The organism is Cupriavidus sp. BIC8F (genome assembly GCF_032465815.1).
Classification (GTDB): domain Bacteria; phylum Pseudomonadota; class Gammaproteobacteria; order Burkholderiales; family Burkholderiaceae; genus Cupriavidus; species Cupriavidus necator.
This window is the reverse complement of record NZ_CP136094.1, coordinates 4,175,153-4,194,441: the sequence shown is the minus strand read 5'-3', so window position 1 is coordinate 4,194,441 and position 19,289 is coordinate 4,175,153. Positions and strand designations below refer to the sequence as shown.

The following is a 19,289-nucleotide window of genomic DNA, read 5'->3' as shown; positions in this document are numbered from 1 at the left end:
CTGGTAGTATGTTGCAGGGGCTGTAGTCAGCGGGACCTCAGGCTAGTAACGTTGAATTGGCATCCAACGAGACACTCTCGCTATTGCAGCTCACATCGCATGCCAAGCGCCGATGCTTGTGCCGCGCGCTGGACTGCGGGCGATGACTTCACCTCCAGTGGCACCTTTTCATCCGCGACGAGCGAGAATCCCCAGCGAGCGAAGTAAGCGGGAGCCACCGTGGAGAAGAGATAAGCATCTCGTGCTTCTGTGCCGCGTGCCCGCATCAATAGTGTTTCAACCAGACACCCTGCGATGCCTCTGTCTCGGTAAGCTGGTTCCACGGCTACTGAGCGAATTAGAACACTCGAGCTGTGATGTTCCGCTGCCGCACATCCAATAATGCGGCCTTCATACAGCGCAACCTGGAAGCTCTCGATAATGTTTGAAGTATCCGAGGTCGGTAAGCCGCAGCGTTCGAGCAACGCAGCTATGTGATGCCAATCTGAACGAGAGGCCGAACGTAGAACAACGCCGGTCAGCATGATGATGTGACTCCTGTGTGCGTCCTCTTCGGCCAAGAAGGCCTGCGGCGCGCATCTAATAATATTGAAGGCATTCATGTTGCCTTTCTGGAATGTCATCCGGCGGTCATACCACCGCCGATAGAAGTTCGGAAAGGCTATCATCGAACAAAGGGGCGGTCTGTAAGCGATTGCGATTGACGTTCTCGACACTACGTCGACCCCAATACACAATGTGAGAGTTCTGTCGTTGAAGAAAGGACGGTCGCTCGGTTGCTGAGCGAAGGCGCGAACGCTCGGAGGCACGGAGATGGCTAACGACACATGCTGGAGCAGACGCTAGAGCTCAGCTTTCATGACTGTCGCCGTGCTGGTCCCGGTATCCGAGAACTCACGAGAAGCCAGCAGTTTGTGAGATATGGCCGCACGGTCGACTGGCGTGAAGCCAAGACGAGAGAAATAGCCGGCGGCAGTCTCAGTTCTGAGGACCAGGGATTCGATACCGCGCAAACGTACATCGGTCACCAGTGCGGAAACCAGTAGTGCGGCCAGGCCGGCACGTCTCGCGCGCTCCGCCACGGCGACCCCTCGCAACAGGCCAACCTTGCCGCCTAGTTCTTCGATACCGGCGCACCCAAGGAGGCCGGTCCGGTCTCGGCTGACATGAAACTGCACCGCTTCGCCATGTATTCCGCTAACGGACAGCGAGCACGACCGAAGCAATGCTTCCACATCACGAAGGTCTGCCTTGGTCGCACGGCGCGGCCTCATGGCGTTACATGTGAACCCAATGAGTGATGACCAGCGCCTCGGCGTTCCGGCTGCTACTCACCAGCATAGCGCGCACCCATCTTAGTAATCGTAGTCGTCATGCCAGCGTCGCCATTCGCGTCGGCGCTCTCGCAATTCGTGCTCCCTCCATCGCTGTTCGCGCCATTGGCGCTCTCTCCAGGCACGGGCCTGCCAGTCATCGTAGTAGTAGGCCGGAGCCGCTACCACGGGCCCTGGCTGGACGACCACCGGAGCCGGCTCGTAGTAGACGGGCGGCGGGGCGACAACCGCTGGCACAGGGAAGCCAATACCAATGCCGACGTCCACCCGCGCCTCAGCCATGTTGGAGCCAAGCGCGGTAACGCCGACTAGAAGCAAGAGCGATGCGGCCTTTCGCATGATTTTCTCCTTTTTCTCTTGCAGAGAATCTAGGTCAGCACGGGTCGACAGTGTATTAGCAGATTCGCACAGCGGTGACTTTCTGTAACGCGACGTCGGGGGGGGCTAGGTGTCCAGCCGGACTGTTGGGGCAACAAAACAACCGAGCATTTTCAGCGTGGACCGAAGTCGGAGTACTTCCAAAAGGACGAAGACCCAGGCTGGGGTGGAGGCGCATTCGGCCGTGCGCGCGAGTTAAGTTCGCCTGTTTCAGAACTTACGGATTGTCACGAGTTCTGAGTCAACTCGGCTCGGGACAGTACCGTTTTTGCCGGTATGCACGGCGCATTGCCGAGCTGCCAAATATCCCTCAGGAGTTCAAGTCATGAAGAAGCTGTTCGCTGCTCTCGCTTCCGCAGCCCTCGTTGGTACCGTTTTCGCGCAGACTGGTGTACCGGCTTCCGCGACGCAGCCGCAAGCCGAGGCGACAAGGAACCAGATAAAGGTGGTCAAGGAAAAGAGCGCCACGCAGGCAAATGCCGACAAGGACAAGAAGGGTGTCAGCGCGCAGGGCGAAGAAGCAAAGGCTCAAGCTAGCGCCGGCGAGGAAAAGGCTGCCATAAAAGCGAACACCAATAAGTCCGCAGCCAAGGGCACGCACCACAAGGCAAGCAAGACGAAGGCTACCCATACGGAGACTGGTATGGCGAAGGCCGAAGCAAAGAATGATTCCGACAAGGTGAAGGCCAAGGCGGATGTGGTGAAGCCCGAGGCGCATCCCGAAGCCGCGAAGGCCACAGCCAGCGTGGATAAGACGAAGAAGCAGTAAGCTGCTCCCATCGGGCGAACCGAGGGGCCGTTGCCAGGGCGAAGGCCGTTGCAACGAAGCCTGAGTGCAGGAGCTTTGCGGAGAGCGCTGGTTTGCTGGAAACCCAGCCTGGCCTCTCCGCGCTTGTCATTGAGGAATCGACCAATTCTCGCATTGCTGATTGCCGCCTCCACGCTGCTCGGCGGTTGTGCCGTGGTACCGTACGATAGCGGATACGGCTATGGTCCGTACGGGTAGTACTTAGGGCCATTGACATCACGGACGCAATGGGTATCACGGAGACGACATAGGCGCGGACGAGGGGCATCCTCGATATATCAATATCTAAGGAGAAGTCATGTTCAAAAGGACACTTGTAATTGCGGTTGGAAGTTTGATGATTGGTTCGAGCTTTGCTGCCCCTGCGCACGGTGGTGGTGGTGGCGGAGGGAGTGGTTTTGGCGGCGGCAATGGGGGAGTGTCAGGCCACGCAAGCCATGAGGCCATGACAAATTCCAATGGCTCATTTGCCAGCGACCGTGACAAAGGCTTGCAGCGTGCAGAGGACCGGAGGAGTTCGGAGGGGGCCAGTCACGAAAAGGCCCATGCAAACCGCATGCATCACAAGAGCAATCACGCGCAGAAACACTGAGTTTGGGGTGGCAGGAGAGCCAGGAAAGTCTACGGGGCCGCGATACCGCTGAGCACCCTCCTCGCTAACGTCGTCCGTCGGGGGCTTCCTCATTGGGTTGTCAAAGTGGATTTTTTGCGTCGCATGCGCCACTTACCCCGGAGTGGCGGCTAGGCGTCATCACCGGGGTCCTCGGAGGATTCACAACGTTTTCCACATTTTCCTTAGGTGATAACGTTGATTCAGGAAGGGCGGCTCCTCTTGAGATTGGGAGCTGTTGCCCTGCATCTGGGATGTGGTCTACTCTGTGCCGCCGTTGGGTTGATGCTGGCGGGCAGGATTGGATGTGGGGCACTGAGGGAGCTCGGTGAGGGAGCACGAGAATGAAAGGCTTTCAGCTCATTTTTTTCACTCAACAGGGACGCAAGCACGGCCACGTTCTGCTCCACGAGTGGTTGATGGAAACGCTGAAAACAATTGGCGTGCAAGGGGCGACCATGGTGGTCGCTCAGGAAGGCATTGGTCACAGCCATGGCTTCCATAGCTATCATTTCTTCGGGCTGCCCGACCAGCCTTTGGAAATTACTATGGTGCTGACCGAGGAAGAGCTGGAGCGAGTGTTCAAGCGCCTCGGTGATGAGAAGGGGCTGCAACTCTTCTACGCGAAGAGCGAGGTCGAGTTTGGCATCGTTGGTGGGCAGCCGTCGGCAAGCGAATCGAGCTTTGCTAAGGGAGCGACTTCCGATGAATGAAGCGTGACCGTTTTGCCAAGACGATGCTGCCGTCATCCTGAGCATCGAGTTTGCACAAGTTCGCTACGACCGGTTTCTGTCACGCCGGGGCACGCACTGATAATTCCCAACAGGCACGTGCCGTACTTCTTCGATATCACCGAGGCAGAGCGCAGCGCGATGTATGCGCTTGTTGTCGAGATGCGCGGCCCGCCGGCTTCAACATCGGCGCCGTGGCCGGCCAGACCATCCCGCACGTACACATGCATTTGATACCGCGCTACGTTGGCGACACCGAGAATCCGCGCGGCGGCGTTTCGGGGCGTTATTTCGAAGCGGCAAGACTACCCGTCGACGCCGTAATAGAGCTGCCAGCCCCTCCGGCCGCCATTCTCCCCAGGGGCGGAGTTCAAGAGTCTGCCTTGCCCAATACGCCAAATTCGACGGGTGTCTTGGCGTAGAAAATGTGAAACTGCTCGCGGCCAAGCCGTTCGAACAGCGCCTCCACCTCCTCGGCGGTGGCCACGATGGTTACCTCTTCCGGTCGGTCGGCCAGTTCGACGAAGTGCCAGGAGTGGAATCGGTGGTCATGCCCGAGGCCTTCCGCTGCGATAAGGTGGGTAGCCCCCCGGACGGGCATCTCATGCATCACTTGCATCAGCCAGTGCGAGAGTTGCTTACCGTGATAGCGACGGCCCTCTTGGGTAAAGAAGGTTACTTGGTATCCTTGCATGGCTCCCTCCTGCAACCAAACGTCCGCACGGCCATAGGTCTTCGCCGCAGCATTCGAGGTGCACGCAATCGTGGACGCCGAGATTGCCTTGGTGAGAAGCCGACTGCAACAAGTGTAATCTCCATCGATGAAGACAGCATCACGTTACCGAAGCGGTCCCGATGGGGAGTCATCCTCGAATGATGAAAGGGACGCAGCGATAGTCTGGGTGAGGGACGCCATGGAGCGATATGGACTGACTTTGGATGACGTCCTTCCTTTGCCGGCGCAGACCATTGAGCCGACGCGGCAGTACCGCAATGCGGAAGGTGACACGTGGAATGGCGACGGCGAGATGCCAGCTTGGCTGGAAAAGGCCGTGAATGCAGGGCAATCTCCCCAGCATTTCCGCATTAGCTAGGTGCCCAAACGGGACTGGGGCGCAGCTGCGACACGTTAAATGGCACCCTGCTACTGAGGGGGAATTTTCCTATGTGGGCGCAGCATAGAATAGCGGACGACCTTCGCGCCGCTATCGAGAATGCACACTCATTACGATAATCTTAAAATCTCTCGTGAAGCTCCGCCTGAGGTTATCCGGGCCGCATACAAGGCCCTGAGTCAAAAGCATCACCCTGACGGGAACGATGGTTCTCCGGAGTCGCACCGGAACATGACCATAATCAACACGGCTTATGAGGTACTGATGGACCCTGTCAGGCGTGCCAAGCATGACGCCTGGATACTGGCGCAGGAGAAGGCCGCAAAAGTTGAAACTCGGAGTGCGGCTGCCGCCGTTGCTTCGGCTGCCTCGGCTAGTCATTCCGGCACGACAGCTCGCCCGGTGCCACCGCGACCGTCTGCTACGCGGAAGGCCGCTCAGCCTCCGAGGGCGGCATCCAGTGTGAAGGCGGCAAAAGGGCTTGGCCCCGTCCAGACTATCAAGGAGATTTTAGCTGTACTGTTCCTCTTTGGCCTATTTATTCTTGCGCTAGGGAAGCTCTCAAGCAGACCGAATAGTGGCCCTATCGAACCCCTTGTCCCAACGTATCAACCAGAGACGCCGGCAATTCCTTATCCTCAGCAAAAGGCTACGGTCGCGCCCCCAGCGGTTGTATCGCCATCTGCGGCAGCGGTATCTCGTGTGCCACGCCCTGCGCCGACTAATACCTGGACTCCTCCGACCTATAGCCGCAAGGCCACCGCACCCAATGGTCAACCATGGCCAGCAAGGACGGCATATGTTCCCGGCTATCCAGTTCTCAAAACCGGAGGACTGTCGACCCTAACGATAGACAACTCGCGCAACAATGAAGATGTTTTCCTGAAGGTGTTCTCGTTGAAGGGGGGAGAACAGAGCCCTGTGCGATATGCCCTTATCAAGGCGGGGACCCTGTTCGAGTTTGCCAACATCGCGCCGGGGCACTTTGACGTTCGCTACCAGAATCTCGATACGGGCAAAATCTCCCGCTCTGAGCCTTTCGAGCTCGAAGAAGTCCAGGAATACAACGGCACGCGATATAGCCAAATTCGGCTCACCTTGTACAAGGTACTCAACGGTAACACACGGACTCACGAAATCAGCGAGAACGAGTTTTAGAGGGCTGGCCTCAAGGCTGCCGACGCAGACCATTGAGCCGACGCCGCAGTACCGTAATGCGGAAGGTCAACTGGAATGGCGATGGCGAGATGCCAGCTTGGCTGCGAAGGGCGGTGAACGCTGGGCAATCTCCGGAGAATTTTCACGTCGATTAGGTGAGTCAGTAATCGGTCAAGGCAGAGTCACTCACAGCTACTGGGTGGTCGTCGCGAACGAACTAGGTTTTCCCCGATATTCCGTTAAGCGACGGAGGTGATAGGCTGGGGACCATATTCCTTAGAACCCGAATTTTCGTCCTCAATGCGCACGGGATATGGAGAGGCGCCCGAAATGAAGAGCAGTGTGATTGTTCGGGAGGCAGAAGCGAGTGAGCGGCAGGCAATTGCGGATGTGCTCGATAGTTGTGGCTTGCCCAGCGACATCACTGCAGAAACATCATGCTTCTTTCATGTTGCGCTGCTGAATGAGCAGGTCGTGGGTTGTGCCTGCGCTGAGCAATATGGAGAGACGATTGTCGTTCGGTCGGTCGGGGTGCTGACAGAGTTCCATGGGCACGATATCGCGACCAGCCTAATTGGCAGTGTACTGACACGCGCCCGAGCACAATGTTGTACCAAGGCGGTGCTCATTACCGCTGGACGGTTTGGGTTGCCGGGCCACTACGACGTTCCGCTAGTTGAACTTGAGTCAATGCCGGAAGCGTTGTCGTTGTCAGATGCACTCCTGCGGAGATTTCGCCGTAGGAGAAACCTCAACGTTTGAGGCAGGCAGCACTGGGCCAGGAAACACTGGCTTCGGCCAATTCCGCGCTGCGAATAGGGAGGAGCCGCGCACCGGAGACAGGAAAGCCCTTCGCGTTAGCGGAGGGCTGTTGTTCGAACTACTCAGGTGCGCAGGCGACTATAGTCGGCGAATCCTTGACGCTTGTGGGCCTTTCTGGCCCTGCGTGACTTCGAACTCTACTTTCGCGCCTTCGTCCAGCGACTTGAACCCGGTGCCTTGGATTTCGCTGTGATGAGCAAACAAGTCCTTGCCGCCATCGTCTGGCGTGATGAACCCGAAGCCCTTTTCGTTATTGAACCACTTCACAGTGCCGGTCGTCATCTCGTCCTCGAAATTTAATGAGCACAGGTTTCGTGCTGCCCCGCCCTAGAATTGTCGCAGCGCTCTGCTGTATGACGCTGCATACGAGTAGCGTAGCTGAAGAGATGCGTGGCCGCATCTCGGGGGTTTCCCTCTCGACCAGACGGCTGACGATAGCGGGCGGTGAGTAGCGAGACAGACTGAGTGCGCACGCTGCGGACCCGCTGAATTCGAGGAACTGCATAAGCCGAACCTATTCAGTCCAAACGGTATCGACGTCCCGCAGTAGATGCCCGGCCAGGATGTAGTCTCCAAGCTTCATTGCCTTGGTCTCCAAGGAGACCAATTCCTCGGCAGTCAGCTCGGTCAGCGCAAACTGGCAATAAAGATTGCGCTGGCGGAACGTCAGCTTTGGGCGCTTCAGACCGGCAGCAAGTGCCGCCGGCGACTTGACGACAATACTCTCATGGCCGCGATACTCTACGCGGACTCCAGCCTTCTCGCCCAGGTGACTGAGTTCAGAAGCATCTTGCCACCCGGACTCGTAGTCGAGCTCGACGAGTCCAACCCCTGCTGCATTGAGGAGTCTGATGGCTTCCCCTTTGGTTCCAGCCCGTGCCGTCGTCATTTCTGCCCCCGTTCAAATCTACCGGCGTGCGAGCCGCTGGTCGTCTTCTACGTCCCATTGAGCTCAACTCAATGATGTTCTGGTCACTTTGCCTAATGGCAGTACCACAGCCACAAGTGCAATCATGCTCGAACTTGCTTGCAACCACAGGGAGTGGTTCAGTCTCCCTCAGATTTGAGGTCAAAGTGTTTCTTAATTCTGACGTAAGAAAATTCTAAGTCAATATAGACTGGCCCTGAAGTCCTGCTACCACCCGCGTCACCACTCCGGCGACGCGGGTTCTTTTTTTTGACACAAAGGGGTTCGTTCTCTCTCGGCTTGAAGCTCATCCCCTCCGTCAGCAACCACATCTCATTAGCGGACCTCGGCGAGTAGCCCTAACACATGCCGTCCAGTCGGTCGGCGAATGGATGCTTGCGAACTAGTATGCATATCATGTCGTGATATTTCCTTGGCCGCTCAAAAGGAGACCCCACGCAGGTGGGGGGCGAACGAGAAGCGTTCTAGGGACTATCCCGAACATGACTGCTAGTCGCATTGAACACAAGGTGGCGAGCAGCTAAGATGACCGTTCCGGGTGCGCGACCAAGCGCCCACCAGCCAGACCTCGCGTCCGAGAGGAAAGAAGCGACCTGTACAAGTCAGGCCAGCTTTCACGGACGGTAGTGAAAGTCCCGTAGCCAAAATAGACCTACAGCTTGGGAGACAACTGTGCTGAGCCATCATGAGTTCGCCACCCTGGTACTGCTAAACGACAGCTCTGACCCAACAGAGCTGGACTGCGCGGATGTGGAAGCGCTGCTCGAGCATCAGCTGGTTACGCTCGAACGTCTTGCTCCAAATCACAGCCGACCTCGGGTCACAACCCAAGGCTACGCTTTTCTCCAAGCCCTCGGGCGTGTTCAAGCAACGGATTGTCGCGCACGACAAGCCTCTCAATAAGCGCCTTGCGCTAACCCGTAGAGACTGTCGGAGCTGGCGTTCTCGCGGGCTTACCTAGCGGCGCGTTCGGCCAAAGTCGCAATGCCGCAATCGATATTCATTCGGTTCCCACCCCATCAGAGCTGTCATCGGATAGCTCAGGTGGCGGGCCGCACTTAGGAGAGCAAGATGACTCAGTGGTCCCCCGAGCAATTCAGCAAGGTGCAAATCGCAGGCATTGAAACCTTGGCCGGGCTAACGGGCAAGGCGTTTGATGGCTTCGAAAAACTGCTGGAGTTGAATCTGCAGACGATGAAAACGGCGCTGACTGAGACACAGGATTGCGTAAGGAAAGCGCTTTCAGTCAAGGACCCGAAAGAATTCGTCGAATTGCAAATCGAATTATTTCAACCCGCAGCCGACAACGTATTGGCGTATCGCCGTCAACTGTTCGAAATTCTGGCCGCTACGCGGGCGGACTTCGAGAAGGTCGCCGAAGTCCAATACACGGCAGGCAAACAGGGGCTGCGGGACTTTCTTGAAGGTGTGGTGAACCAGGCGCCAGCCGGCCCGGCGGCGCCGCTGGCTGCCTTGCAGGAGGCCGTCAACGCGACCACTACCCTCTTTGAGTCGATGCAAACGACGGCAAAACAGGCCGTGCAAGCGGCCGAGAACAGCTTCAATACTGCTGCGGAGGCGGCCTCGAAAGGCCAGCAACGTCGTGCAGCACAGGCCTCGCATGCAGCTGCAAAGTAGTTCGGCTTTGGCCCTCGTTACGCGGCTTCACAGTGCCGATGGGCAACAAAATTCTGGGAGATGGCGGGCCTCGGTAAGTCGCTGAGCCCGGCCTCATCCAATGCGCATTCTTTTCGCTTAGAGGATTGGAGAGATGACAAAAAAAATCGCCGTAGTCACAGGTGGGATGGGCGGTATCGGTGAGGCTATCAGCGTCCGCCTTCACGACGCTGGCTACGAAGCGGCAGTGACACATTCCCCCGGCAATAGCGGCGTCGCGAACTGGCTGAGTAAGATGGAGGAAAGCGGGCGCAGGTTCCATGCGTATCCCGTTGACGTCGCAGACTACGAGTCGTGCCAGTTGTGTGTGGCAGCAATCCGGGAAGAACTTGGCCCTGTTGACATCTTGATAAACAACGCTGGCATTACGCGCGACGCGAGCTTCAAAAAGCTGGACAAGGTCAACTGGGATGCGGTCATGCGAACCAATCTCGACTCCGTGTTCAATATGACGAAGCCGGTGTGCGACGACATGGTTAAGCGCGGCTGGGGACGCATCGTCAATGTGTCATCCATCATCGGCTCAAAGGGCGGCTTCGGACAGGCCAACTACGCGGCAGCGAAGGCCGGCATACACGGCTTCACGAAATCGCTGGCGCTCGAAGTGGCCAAGAGTGGCGTGACGGTCAACACCGTTTCGCCCGGTTTCATTGCCACCAAGATGGTGATGGCCGTGCCGCAGGAGGTACTCGATACCAAAATCATCCCGCAAATCCCTGTTGGCCGTCTGGGTAAGCCAGAAGAAGTGGCGGCATTGATTGCATACCTGTGCTCGGAGGAGGCCGCATTCGTGACGGGCGCGAACATCGCCATCAACGGCGGTCAGCACATGCAGTGAGTTCTGATGCCCCGTCGAGCTGGTAGCTGGGCGGAGTGTCGAAAATCTGCAGATTAGTTGATGCCGCCCTCCATGCCTGCAGACGCAGCCAATGGGAGTTGGGGGGCGGCAAGCACCTCCCTCACTGGTTCGGCCAAGTTATTGCCCCTAGCCTGTACGCCGGCAGCAGCGCTCTGGCGCCATGAAGTCAGCATCGCCCTGCCTGGCGAGGCGTGCGGGCACCTCGGGGATATCTCCGCGCAGGAATACGATGGCCGCTTCCCTCCGTGGCTCCAGCTTGGCCGGGATGGTAGCCGGGTACGAGCTCACGCCTGATACCGAGTTGTGCCATGATTCTTGCTGCCTTACGCTTCCGGACTGGCCCGTAAAGCCCACTGACGTGGGGCCTCGGTTCGGTGGCACACCCTCTCGGCAAGTGTTCTATGCTTGAAAGCAGAGCATCGATGGGAGTAAAGCGCATGGATACGAAACCCAACAAAAATAAAGAGGCTTCCGGACACCATGTAGGCCATGAAGGTAATAGCACAGCAGAAAAGGTCTGGGGCTATGATGAAATAACGGCCACTGTAGAAGCGGAAATTCGCAGGCTTATGCAAGAGCCAATGATGACGCCAAGAGACGTACAACGAAATCATGCCTGCGCCTACGGCGTCTATATGAGTTGGGTTTTACTCACACGGGGATATCAAAAGCGGGAGGACGACGAAAGATTGCACGTTCTAACTCGGGTCTGATTGTGATATCCAAGCTGACGAGTTCGTTCGGCGCTTCGGCGCAAGAACGCACTACATGTGCCGTCCGCTCGATTGACGAGTTAAGGAGCGGTGCGGTGGAGCTTCGCGTTGGCTCAACCTAATCGGTACCACTAACGAAGATTAGACCGGTGTGTGACCGGGTGAGGCGGGAACTGGCTAGTCCCAGGTGAGCGTGACCTCCTGCAACAAGTGGCCAGGTAGGATGTAATCGCCGTGCTGGATGGCAAGTGCTTCCAGTTCGCATAGGCAGTCCTCTGACAATGCAGTCATATCGAACTTGCAGTAGAGGTACCGCTGTCGGAACGTAAGCTTTTCTCCCCGTAACCCTCGAGTCAGTGCCTCTGGAGTCTGGACGGAGATATACTCGGCAGTTCTGAATTGCACGACGACGCCGCACTGTTGTCCAAGTCGTCCAAGCTCAAGTGCATCTTCCCAAGCCGTCTCATAGTCCAAGTCGACCGTACTACCTACCCGCGAACTGATGTGCTCGACCGCATTGGCTCGATTGCGTGCGACGTATACGCTCATAGGGGAATCTCGCCGCTAGAGTCACTGTGCGCCAAAATATAGCGAGAACTAGAGGGCTGTGCAACCGGACGCAGGCGTAAAGGGCACTGACGCGAAACTATGCTCAATTGGGGAGTGGTTGCTTTGATGCGGCGGGGCCGAGAATCAGAACCAGTGTCAGTATTGCAGCCTTCACCAGGCTCCTCATTGGGCCGAACAGCTCGGAACGTGAACTTGCTGGCGGGAGGCAACGTGTAGGGCCTTTTTCGAGCTGGTATCAAGCTGATTCAGGCGCTACTAGTGAGCGCCAGCACATCAGCACCCCGCTCGAGAATGGCGGCCTTCTGGAGCAAGTCTGCAGCGTTATTCGGCAAGACAGTTGCCATGGTATGTGTCATTTTTGCCTGACACGCTGCCCGCAAGCTTGCCGCTTGTTGGCGTAGAGCTTGGATACCAGCGGAAGCGGTCCAGGGAGTCCTTCGCTCATTGCTCGCGGGGAACAGTGCCGTGTTGTTTGCCGCAATGGCAGAAGCAAGAGTTTGATGCATATTGTCCCCTTCAATGTAGTGTGGTCCTGTGTCGCGTGGCGCGGTATCGCGACCGGACGTTCGTTCTTAGTTCGGCGCTTGAGTCGGTAGGCCTGAGGGGCAGGCCAGCCAGTAGCTGCGCGCTGAATTCCTCTTGGTCATGCCAGAAGCTGACCGCGCATTGAACACAATCCTTATGTCGATTTGGTGTCAGGCCTGTGCGCGAACGGGAAGATATCAGCGAGCCAGGGGGTTAACCTTGAATCTGTGCAGCGTCAGCATGCAGGCCGCTTATCGTTCCGGCTTCGGGATAGATGTGGGCAGCAACGCTGGCGAAAACACTCATGTATGTTTCCTAGGCAGGAGAAGGGCCGTGAGTCTAAAAGGAAGGCCGTCGGTGTGAGAAGTCGGGAAATCCCTCGCCAAGGGGCTGTGCTCCATTCAGCTGTTCGTATCAGAGGCAGGTGTGGAGCGCCAAGTCGAGATTGCTCTCCTCGGGCACAGACTGCGCCATACCGTTTGTGCTGGCTCATTGCTTGGCGATGGCGCCGAGGAGGCTCGCGCTAATACTGCCACTCGTGCGCGGTGAATGGAAGCTCGCCTAGCTCGTGATGTACCCAGAACTTCGCCTGGATGAAGTAAATATTTCTTATATCAGAATTAAGTGGTGGTGGATTTTGGCTGCGCCTGCCGCGAGGAGAATTGCAGTGCGGCGAGGGTTACGTTTGAATCGATGCCATTCATCCAGTTAGCCGATGGCACGTCCAGTATTCTTGCGACATACTGCCTCATGGTGTTGCAGGTGCAGGATAAAGAAATGATAAAGGATGTGCGAATTCGCGCTGCCCAGTCGGCAGACGTGGAGGCTATCTCGCAGGTGCTCCGCTCCTGCGGCTTGCCCAGCAGTGATATAGACCCCTCGTCCCGCCTCTACAGCCTGGCTGTCCTAAGTGAAATGGTCATCGGCTGTGCCTGCGGCGAAATGCATGGCGAGACAGTCATCGTCCAAGCCGCTGCAGTTCTAGACGAGTACCGGGGCCACCACGTTGCCACGCATCTTGTCAGGGCCATCTTGATGCGCGCCCGCGCCAGTGGCTGTACTAGGGCTGCAGTGCTCACAGCCGAGCATCCCGCGTTCTTTGCCCGCTTCGGGTTCACGCTCACCGCGTTGGACGAGATGCAGCAGAAGATGAAGCTATCAAAGGAATTCCTTCGGCGATTTGGCGCAAGGACGCACTACATGTGCCGTCATCTTGATTGATAGTCCATTGGCTACTGACGAGCATTCGGGATGCTGATAGCAGCAGCGCTGGTTCTCGGCCTGACCATTCGTGCCCTATACCTGCATCTTCAGGTTGCGCACACGGAGTTAATTCGCCGCGACACGAACGGGGCGCGCAGTTATGAGGTACGGCGGCGTGTTTATATGGAGGCGCTTCCCTTGCATGTTTCCGAGTACCCTGAGCCCAGGGAGGTGCGTACCCGTGTACTTCGGCTTACTGGTGTGGTGCTGTGGCGCGAAGCATTAAGCATCGCCCTCCCCACCGAATCTTGTGCGCGCCTTGAGGATGTCTCTGCTAGGGAATTTGATGGCCGCTTTCCCCCGTGCTTGCAGCTGGGCCCATCTTGGGGACGGTAGCAGAGTATGAACTCACCTCTCAAGTTCATCGTCGCAAGCTAGGTCATTCGGACTATCTCGATTGGGGCAAGGTGCAATTGGGAGAGCCTACCCAGAGCGGTCGCATCGGCGCCGCTTGCGCCCGAGCGAGCCCACAGGTACCTGGTTGCGCTCGCTGGGGGGATATGACAGACGTGACCAAGCTTGGGAATCGTCCCATCAGATGGCCGGTGAGTCAGGCTAAGGCCTGTGGCTGTCAACGCGAGGGGGGCACGGGGCCCGTGCCATCGGCCGACTTGCTGCATGCGCGACTGCTCACCGGCTTGGCGGAAGACCGTGAAAGTTTGGACTGGACCGTGATTGAACTTGCGAGAGCGGTGGAAGCACTGCGCTGAAGCAGCTTCGATTAGGTGGCGCGAGACCCCATTGGGATGCGGTCGTGCGCCGCCGGCGGGGCTCGTGACAGGCCGGAAAGCGCTAACTCGGGCGGGAAATGGCTAAACTCGATACCTACGTTTACCAAAAACTTCTTCCTCAGCAAGAGTTCTATAAAAATCAATATTTAGAAATCGTAAAGTTCTCAGGTCGGCTAACGCCTTGCGCCAAAGCGTCGTTCGTGACAACTGCGGAAGGTGCCTTGAGAGTCATATCTGGTTCGGGGTAGAACGCTATCGGCGGTAATTCAGAGCCCGTATGAGCCAGGACAGCTAGGGCTTGGCATAGTTGGGGCCTCCTCGAAAGGAAGCAGAAGTGTTGCACATGAGGGCCTGGCACATACTGAAATGCCCCAGTACGGCGCTAGCCAAGGTGGGCGTAATAGCTGCCTTGATTTCTACCCTGAACTGGAAGGCGGCGGAGAGGGCCATCCCAAGGCTAGATGCCCGCGACAGAGTGCTGGTCAGGAGAGGGAAGCCTGTCTACGCAAGCCATTGTGCCGCGTGCCACGGCGCGAATCTCGAGGGCCAGCCGGACTGGCGGAATCGCCGACCAAACGGACGATTGGCGGCGCCACCGCACGACCCGAGCGGCCACACCCCCGGAGTCCATTGTCAGCTGACTTCGCGTTGCCCGGCCTTACCACGGCGCGTCGCCACATCTCCGCAGGCAGTGCAATTATTAACCGGTGCTACGGCGCAGAACTCACCTTGGCAGAAGTTCTCGGTCAGGAATGCGTTGAGTCCGCACACGGTCGCGTAGTTGGCCGAATTAATAACGAACCTCTTTCCTGTCTCGGTGTAACCAGACCGGGGTGCGCCAGCTCTTTCAGGTGAAAGGAGAGCGGTGGCGGAGGCTCGGTTGCCTCGGCGATGTGTCCGACTGAGATGCACACTGACCCTGTGTCGGCTCCTCCAACCTCGTGCGGAAGCACGTGCAGTAAGTGTCGCATAGTAGAATCGTTGGCAAATCGCAACAGCGAAGTGCCGCGAAAGGAACCGCCAGGGTATTGAATCCCTTTGCCGTAAGACGGTCCCGGATATGCCATTAAAATCCGCGCAAACGTGCTCCGAGCATGCCACGAGCCTCCCTTGGGTGTGCTTGACGGCGCACAACTGAGGTGAGATTAGATTGATATTGGTAGAGTCGGTGTGGCGCTGACGAAGTTTGCGGGGGCCTTTCTTGCGCGCCCAACTCTTTTCATCGTAGGGGCGCTTGCGGCCGCCGTGACCCTGGCGTGCATCACCGCCATTGCGCTCTACCAAATGCGGTTGGATGCATTCGGGCGAGCCCGCGACGCAGCGGACAATCTCTCTCTGATTCTGCAGCGTGATATCGAGCGCAACATCGAGGTCTACGAACTGTCGATACAGGCCGTCATTGATGGCGTCAATGACCCGGCCACATTGCGACTGCCGTCACCGATTCGGCAGCGTGTCCTCTTCGACAGGTCAACCAACGCCCAGGATATGGGCTCGCTCTTGGTCACGAACGCTGCGGGCGAGGTTGTCATTGATTCTCGCTCGGTTCCGCCTCGACAGCTCAACCTCAGTGACCGAGATTACTTCACGATTCACCAGCAGTCGGCCGGTGCCGGGCTCTTCATTAGCAAACCATTCTCACCGCATCTAACGAAGACGGAAACGTCGATTGGACTAAGCCAACGGCTGACGGATAGCCAAGGTCGATTTGCAGGTATTGTTGTCGGGACACTTCGGCTGAACTACTTCCACCGCCTGTTTGATGGGATGACTCTTGGCGACCACGGCTCCATCACGCTGGTCCGACCCGACGGAACGGTTCTGATGCGACGCCCCTACAACCAAAGGGATATCGGTCAAAGCATTGCAGGCGTCCCATCGTTCAAGCCGCTCATTCAATCCGACAGTGGCTGTTACATTGGTACTGCGGCGCTGGATGGTGCCCAGCGCCTGTACAGTTTCAAGCATATCGGAAAATACCCGTTGATAGTCGTCGTGGGGCTCGCTACCGAGGACATCTATGCAGAGTGGAAACGGCGCGCTTGGGCCATCGGCAGCGTTGTGACGGTGCTTGATGTTCTCATCGTCGTGATGTCGGTGATGTTCGCGAGGCAATTTCGTAGGCGGCTCTGGATGGAACAGCAACTTCATCTACTCGCCAATACCGATAGCCTGACGGGTGTGGGCACGCGTCGCATTCTGGATTCAACCCTCGAGGCCGAGTGGCGACGTGCAAGCAGGAATAAGCAGGGCCTCTCAGTATTGATGGTAGATGCCGATAACTTCAAGAGCTTCAACGACCATTATGGGCACGCTACCGGCGACAGTGCATTAAGAGCCATCGCTCGCTGTATTGTTGAGAACATCCGTCGCCCAGGCGACTTCGTCGGCCGTTATGGTGGCGAGGAGTTCTGCGTGCTGCTCCCCAATACAGACCTACGGGGCGCGGTGCAAGTAGCAGAGAAGCTTCGTGCTGCGGTCCTTGCAACCAACCAAGCAAACTTCGCCAGCGCAAGCGGAAGACTGAGTGTAAGCATTGGCGTCGCCGCTTTTGACGGCAATCCCATGCCTGGTGATACGGCGGAACAGCTTGTGCATCTGGCCGACCAGAGACTGTACGAAGCAAAAGCTGCTGGGCGCAATACCGTAATGCCTCAGCAAGCACCCCCTCAATTGGCGGTAGCCTGAAGATGGGTCACGCCACCACCATGCCACTGGAGAAAGGCGAGCCATATGCTTACAGTAAGCCAATCATCATGGCTGGCGCATCGCCCATTCCCAGCGAGGTCGTGTCAATCTGTACCTGGGCGGGAACTGGATTCTCGAGAAGCCATCTCCGACGTGCCAATAACAACGAATCTGCCTTTGCCAGCGTGTTTCGCCGCGTAAAGTGCGGCGTCTGCTTTCAGGAAAAGCTCGTTCCGAGTATTGCCGTCGCCGAGCTTGTGGAGCACGCCGCCGACGCTCGCGCCGCATGTAATCTGGTGGCCATCAACGGTGCAGGGTTCGGAGGTCGCTGAGACTATCGCTTCGGCGACACGTTCCACTATTCGTGAGGTGGGAACGTCCTCCAAAATCACCGCAAATTCGTCGCCGCCTACACGCGCGACGGCATCGGATTCGCGAGCGCATGACTTCAGCCGCATCGCGAAAATATTCAGGAGCTTATCGCCGACCGCATGGCCATAGGTGTCGTTCACACGTTTGAAATTGTCGAGGTCAACGAGAAGCAACGCCATTAACGGTGCACCTCCCACGGACTGTTCCATGGCTGATGCTAGGCGCCGGTCAAAGCCTTTCCGATTGAGCAGCCCAGTCAGATAATCTGACAATGTCTTCTGCTCGAGGCGCCGCATCTGATGGCGCTCTGATGTTATGTCTCTGGCGAAGACATGCACTCCAACCACGGTGTTTGCCGCCTCGCTCCAGGCAGGTTGATAAGTGACCTCGAAACAAACAGGTTGGTTTTCGAAGTGATGCTCAGCGTCAAACGTAACCAACTCGCCTAAAAGCGCTTTATCGAGGTGAGGCCTTATCACCTTCGAATAAACGTCGTAGCCCCAAAGGTGCTTGGGCGTCAGGCCGATGATTTCATCGGCAGATATCCCGAATCGCTGTTCGTACGCTTGGTTGACGAACACGTAGCGTTCATCCACATCGAGGTAGGCCACGAGGTCCGGTATGTGATTGGCAATCGCATGGATGCGTGCTTCCCGGTCCTCCGCCAGCTTCCTTGCTTCCATCAAGGCACTCGTGCGCTCGGCAAGCTGACCCATGACGCTCGAGAACGTTCTGGCTAGGGCGCCAATTTCGTCGGCTCTCGATGTGGGAAGCGCAGCGCGCGCTGACAAGTCCACCGCGCTTTCCTGGATAGCCCGTTCCAGCTTCTCCAACGGAACCAGCAGGCGTCGGGCCACCCGCCACATCAGCAATCCCGCAACAGCCAAGGCTGCTGCTGCCACAGTAAGAATCACCGGCCTAGCACGGGTGATTGGCGAAAAGGCTTCTTTTGCCGGTAGTGTGGCAACCAGCTCCCACCCTGTTGATTCAAGTCGATGTCGAGCAACAATGGGCCGCGTTGGCCAAGCGAATACCCATATGGAGCTGGCCTCGTCGCTGCCACACGACTCACCTACAGAATCTGCCGGCTGGAGTGTCTTTACTGGGTTAGCATGGATGACGTACCGAGGGGACTGCCCCGAAGAGACAAGGCAATAGGTTCCGCTTATGCCGATGCGACTGCGAGACAGCGCCATGAGGAAGTTTTCGCGCTGGAGGTCCAGGCTTCCCACGAGAACCGCCCGCACTCGTCCATCAGCCGAGCGCACAGGGACGGCCATGGCGATGCCTGGTGCACCGGTTACCTTGGTTATCACCGGCTCGGAAATGACAATAGACGCACCGCCTAGAATGTCCTGAAAGTACTGCCGGTCCGAGATATCCGGACTTTGGTCTATCAGCCTGGTATCGAACACCCGCTTACCGTCCGGCCAAGCGAGAAATACCCAATCGAACAATTCAGGAATAGGAGCGACCTGGCCGGTGACGCGCTTCAGTTCAGCCGGGCCACGGTCCAGCAGCGGAGCAAGTTGCTCGGCAAGCCGGCGCAGGATGAGGGCACGTACTTCGAATTTGTCGTCAAGTTGCTCAGCGACCAGTTCGACCTGTGCGTCCTGCTGTGCCTGCAGGGAATCCTTCAGGTTGGCGAAGACGTAATGGCGTGCAACCAGAATTAGCAGGACCGCGAGGAGAAGGACCACAACGACTGTGGAGGCGACCACCCGGGACTTTAACGACCAGCGCACCATTGCTTCAGCCTTTGGCCTTCTTCACTGACAAATTGCACACTGTCCAATTTGCAGCCTCACATGGAGGTGAGCGGTACTGTTCGGAACATTGGGGCAGGAGCGGCCATTGGCTGTTCACCAGAATGGGGCATCGAATGCGCAATGTTAGCGGAATTCCGGAGGTTACAAGTGTGTTTTCACGCTACGAGCAGCCTCAGAGAATCCTGCCTGCCGGTGGGCGTCACAGAGCAAATGAACTATCAGGCGAACATCTATGCAT

General features: G+C 57.4%; 21 protein-coding genes. 14 read left to right on the top strand and 7 right to left on the bottom strand.

The features are described 5' to 3' along the window. Positions 1 to 80: 80 nt before the first annotated feature. From RS901_RS19705 to RS901_RS19695, 3 genes are all read right to left on the bottom strand, one after another. Complete coding sequence (locus tag RS901_RS19705) at positions 81 to 602, bottom strand: GNAT family N-acetyltransferase (RefSeq protein ID WP_316150617.1); 522 nt, start codon at positions 600 to 602, stop codon at positions 81 to 83. Between the two features lie 240 nt (positions 603 to 842). Further along, the gene (locus tag RS901_RS19700; RefSeq protein WP_316150615.1) at positions 843 to 1,274 is read right to left on the bottom strand and encodes a GNAT family N-acetyltransferase; all 432 of its coding nucleotides are present in this window, start codon (positions 1,272 to 1,274) and stop codon (positions 843 to 845) included. Positions 1,275 to 1,355: 81 nt separating this feature from the next. Next, positions 1,356 to 1,673 (bottom strand): hypothetical protein, encoded by a 318-nt coding sequence (locus RS901_RS19695; protein WP_316150614.1) that lies wholly within the window; start codon positions 1,671 to 1,673, stop codon positions 1,356 to 1,358. 364 nt (positions 1,674 to 2,037) lie between these two features. Here RS901_RS19695 and RS901_RS19690 point away from each other — a divergent pair, with 364 nt between their 5' ends. From RS901_RS19690 to RS901_RS19675, 5 genes are all read left to right on the top strand, one after another. Beyond that, entirely contained in the window at positions 2,038 to 2,481 is a 444-nt protein-coding gene (locus RS901_RS19690) for a hypothetical protein (RefSeq protein ID WP_316150613.1), read from the top strand. A gap of 337 nt (positions 2,482 to 2,818) precedes the next feature. After that, on the top strand, positions 2,819 to 3,112 hold the full coding sequence (locus tag RS901_RS19685; protein WP_316150612.1) for a hypothetical protein: 294 nt from the start codon (positions 2,819 to 2,821) through the stop codon (positions 3,110 to 3,112). Between the two features lie 362 nt (positions 3,113 to 3,474). Next, a complete protein-coding gene (locus RS901_RS19680) occupies positions 3,475 to 3,843 on the top strand; it encodes a DUF190 domain-containing protein (protein WP_316150611.1) in 369 nt (122 codons plus the stop codon). A gap of 3 nt (positions 3,844 to 3,846) precedes the next feature. Then, the gene (locus tag RS901_RS38890) at positions 3,847 to 4,095 is read left to right on the top strand and encodes an HIT family protein (protein WP_410054132.1); all 249 of its coding nucleotides are present in this window, start codon (positions 3,847 to 3,849) and stop codon (positions 4,093 to 4,095) included. Continuing rightward, entirely contained in the window at positions 4,056 to 4,283 is a 228-nt protein-coding gene (locus RS901_RS19675) for a hypothetical protein (RefSeq protein WP_316153601.1), read from the top strand. The genes RS901_RS38890 and RS901_RS19675 overlap by 40 nt, the downstream gene beginning before the upstream one ends. Here RS901_RS19675 and RS901_RS19670 read toward each other — a convergent pair. Then, complete coding sequence (locus RS901_RS19670) at positions 4,232 to 4,555, bottom strand: DUF190 domain-containing protein (protein WP_316150610.1); 324 nt, start codon at positions 4,553 to 4,555, stop codon at positions 4,232 to 4,234. The two genes, RS901_RS19675 and RS901_RS19670, sit on opposite strands and share 52 nt — an antisense overlap. 127 nt (positions 4,556 to 4,682) lie before the next feature. Between RS901_RS19670 and RS901_RS19665 the strand changes: the two genes are divergently transcribed. The 3 genes from RS901_RS19665 to RS901_RS19650 all read left to right on the top strand — a co-directional run bounded on the left by RS901_RS19665 (position 4,683) and on the right by RS901_RS19650 (position 6,896). After that, the gene (locus RS901_RS19665) at positions 4,683 to 4,955 is read left to right on the top strand and encodes an H-NS histone family protein (protein WP_316150609.1); all 273 of its coding nucleotides are present in this window, start codon (positions 4,683 to 4,685) and stop codon (positions 4,953 to 4,955) included. Positions 4,956 to 5,075: 120 nt separating this feature from the next. Next, positions 5,076 to 6,134: a J domain-containing protein gene (locus tag RS901_RS19660; RefSeq protein WP_316150608.1), complete on the top strand. Its 1,059-nt coding sequence runs from the start codon at positions 5,076 to 5,078 to the stop codon at positions 6,132 to 6,134. Positions 6,135 to 6,464: 330 nt separating this feature from the next. Further along, a complete protein-coding gene (locus tag RS901_RS19650) occupies positions 6,465 to 6,896 on the top strand; it encodes a GNAT family N-acetyltransferase (protein WP_316150607.1) in 432 nt (143 codons plus the stop codon). 138 nt (positions 6,897 to 7,034) lie between these two features. Here the strand turns inward: RS901_RS19650 and RS901_RS19645 are convergent, their stop codons facing one another. Continuing rightward, the gene (locus tag RS901_RS19645) at positions 7,035 to 7,238 is read right to left on the bottom strand and encodes a cold-shock protein (RefSeq protein WP_316150606.1); all 204 of its coding nucleotides are present in this window, start codon (positions 7,236 to 7,238) and stop codon (positions 7,035 to 7,037) included. 232 nt (positions 7,239 to 7,470) lie between these two features. Then, a complete protein-coding gene (locus RS901_RS19640; protein ID WP_316150605.1) occupies positions 7,471 to 7,845 on the bottom strand; it encodes a PHA-granule associated protein 4 in 375 nt (124 codons plus the stop codon). Positions 7,846 to 8,955: 1,110 nt separating this feature from the next. On the opposite strand from RS901_RS19640, the gene RS901_RS19635 reads away from it, so the two are divergent. The 6 genes from RS901_RS19635 (at position 8,956) to RS901_RS19605 (ending at position 16,910) form a co-directional block, all read left to right on the top strand. Further along, on the top strand, positions 8,956 to 9,522 hold the full coding sequence (locus RS901_RS19635; protein WP_316150604.1) for a phasin family protein: 567 nt from the start codon (positions 8,956 to 8,958) through the stop codon (positions 9,520 to 9,522). 133 nt (positions 9,523 to 9,655) lie between these two features. Then, positions 9,656 to 10,399, top strand: a complete 744-nt coding sequence (phbB, locus tag RS901_RS19630; RefSeq protein WP_316150603.1) for an acetoacetyl-CoA reductase — start codon at positions 9,656 to 9,658, stop codon at positions 10,397 to 10,399. A 458-nt stretch (positions 10,400 to 10,857) separates the two neighbouring features. Continuing rightward, the gene (locus tag RS901_RS19625; RefSeq protein WP_316150602.1) at positions 10,858 to 11,133 is read left to right on the top strand and encodes a hypothetical protein; all 276 of its coding nucleotides are present in this window, start codon (positions 10,858 to 10,860) and stop codon (positions 11,131 to 11,133) included. 1,719 nt (positions 11,134 to 12,852) lie between these two features. Further along, on the top strand, positions 12,853 to 13,449 hold the full coding sequence (locus RS901_RS19620) for a GNAT family N-acetyltransferase (protein WP_316150601.1): 597 nt from the start codon (positions 12,853 to 12,855) through the stop codon (positions 13,447 to 13,449). A gap of 1,116 nt (positions 13,450 to 14,565) precedes the next feature. Then, positions 14,566 to 15,003: a c-type cytochrome gene (locus RS901_RS38885; RefSeq protein ID WP_410054131.1), complete on the top strand. Its 438-nt coding sequence runs from the start codon at positions 14,566 to 14,568 to the stop codon at positions 15,001 to 15,003. Between the two features lie 389 nt (positions 15,004 to 15,392). Beyond that, on the top strand, positions 15,393 to 16,910 hold the full coding sequence (locus RS901_RS19605) for a diguanylate cyclase (protein WP_316150600.1): 1,518 nt from the start codon (positions 15,393 to 15,395) through the stop codon (positions 16,908 to 16,910). 104 nt (positions 16,911 to 17,014) lie between these two features. On the opposite strand, the gene RS901_RS19600 is transcribed toward RS901_RS19605, so the two are convergent. After that, positions 17,015 to 19,030, bottom strand: coding sequence for a diguanylate cyclase domain-containing protein (locus RS901_RS19600; RefSeq protein ID WP_316150599.1), 2,016 nt, complete (start codon positions 19,028 to 19,030; stop codon positions 17,015 to 17,017). Between the last annotated feature and the right edge of the window lie 259 nt (positions 19,031 to 19,289).

Coding starts and splice junctions, on each gene's coding strand:
- RS901_RS19705 (WP_316150617.1), bottom strand. CDS start 602: ATGAATGCCTTCAATATTATTAGATGCGCGCCGCAGGCCTTCTTGGCC.
- RS901_RS19700 (WP_316150615.1), bottom strand. CDS start 1,274: ATGAGGCCGCGCCGTGCGACCAAGGCAGACCTTCGTGATGTGGAAGCA.
- RS901_RS19695 (WP_316150614.1), bottom strand. CDS start 1,673: ATGCGAAAGGCCGCATCGCTCTTGCTTCTAGTCGGCGTTACCGCGCTT.
- RS901_RS19690 (WP_316150613.1), top strand. CDS start 2,038: ATGAAGAAGCTGTTCGCTGCTCTCGCTTCCGCAGCCCTCGTTGGTACC.
- RS901_RS19685 (WP_316150612.1), top strand. CDS start 2,819: ATGTTCAAAAGGACACTTGTAATTGCGGTTGGAAGTTTGATGATTGGT.
- RS901_RS19680 (WP_316150611.1), top strand. CDS start 3,475: ATGAAAGGCTTTCAGCTCATTTTTTTCACTCAACAGGGACGCAAGCAC.
- RS901_RS19670 (WP_316150610.1), bottom strand. CDS start 4,555: ATGCAAGGATACCAAGTAACCTTCTTTACCCAAGAGGGCCGTCGCTAT.
- RS901_RS19665 (WP_316150609.1), top strand. CDS start 4,683: ATGAAGACAGCATCACGTTACCGAAGCGGTCCCGATGGGGAGTCATCC.
- RS901_RS19660 (WP_316150608.1), top strand. CDS start 5,076: ATGCACACTCATTACGATAATCTTAAAATCTCTCGTGAAGCTCCGCCT.
- RS901_RS19650 (WP_316150607.1), top strand. CDS start 6,465: ATGAAGAGCAGTGTGATTGTTCGGGAGGCAGAAGCGAGTGAGCGGCAG.
- RS901_RS19645 (WP_316150606.1), bottom strand. CDS start 7,238: ATGACGACCGGCACTGTGAAGTGGTTCAATAACGAAAAGGGCTTCGGG.
- RS901_RS19640 (WP_316150605.1), bottom strand. CDS start 7,845: ATGACGACGGCACGGGCTGGAACCAAAGGGGAAGCCATCAGACTCCTC.
- RS901_RS19635 (WP_316150604.1), top strand. CDS start 8,956: ATGACTCAGTGGTCCCCCGAGCAATTCAGCAAGGTGCAAATCGCAGGC.
- phbB (WP_316150603.1), top strand. CDS start 9,656: ATGACAAAAAAAATCGCCGTAGTCACAGGTGGGATGGGCGGTATCGGT.
- RS901_RS19625 (WP_316150602.1), top strand. CDS start 10,858: ATGGATACGAAACCCAACAAAAATAAAGAGGCTTCCGGACACCATGTA.
- RS901_RS38885 (WP_410054131.1), top strand. CDS start 14,566: ATGAGGGCCTGGCACATACTGAAATGCCCCAGTACGGCGCTAGCCAAG.
- RS901_RS19600 (WP_316150599.1), bottom strand. CDS start 19,030: ATGGTGCGCTGGTCGTTAAAGTCCCGGGTGGTCGCCTCCACAGTCGTT.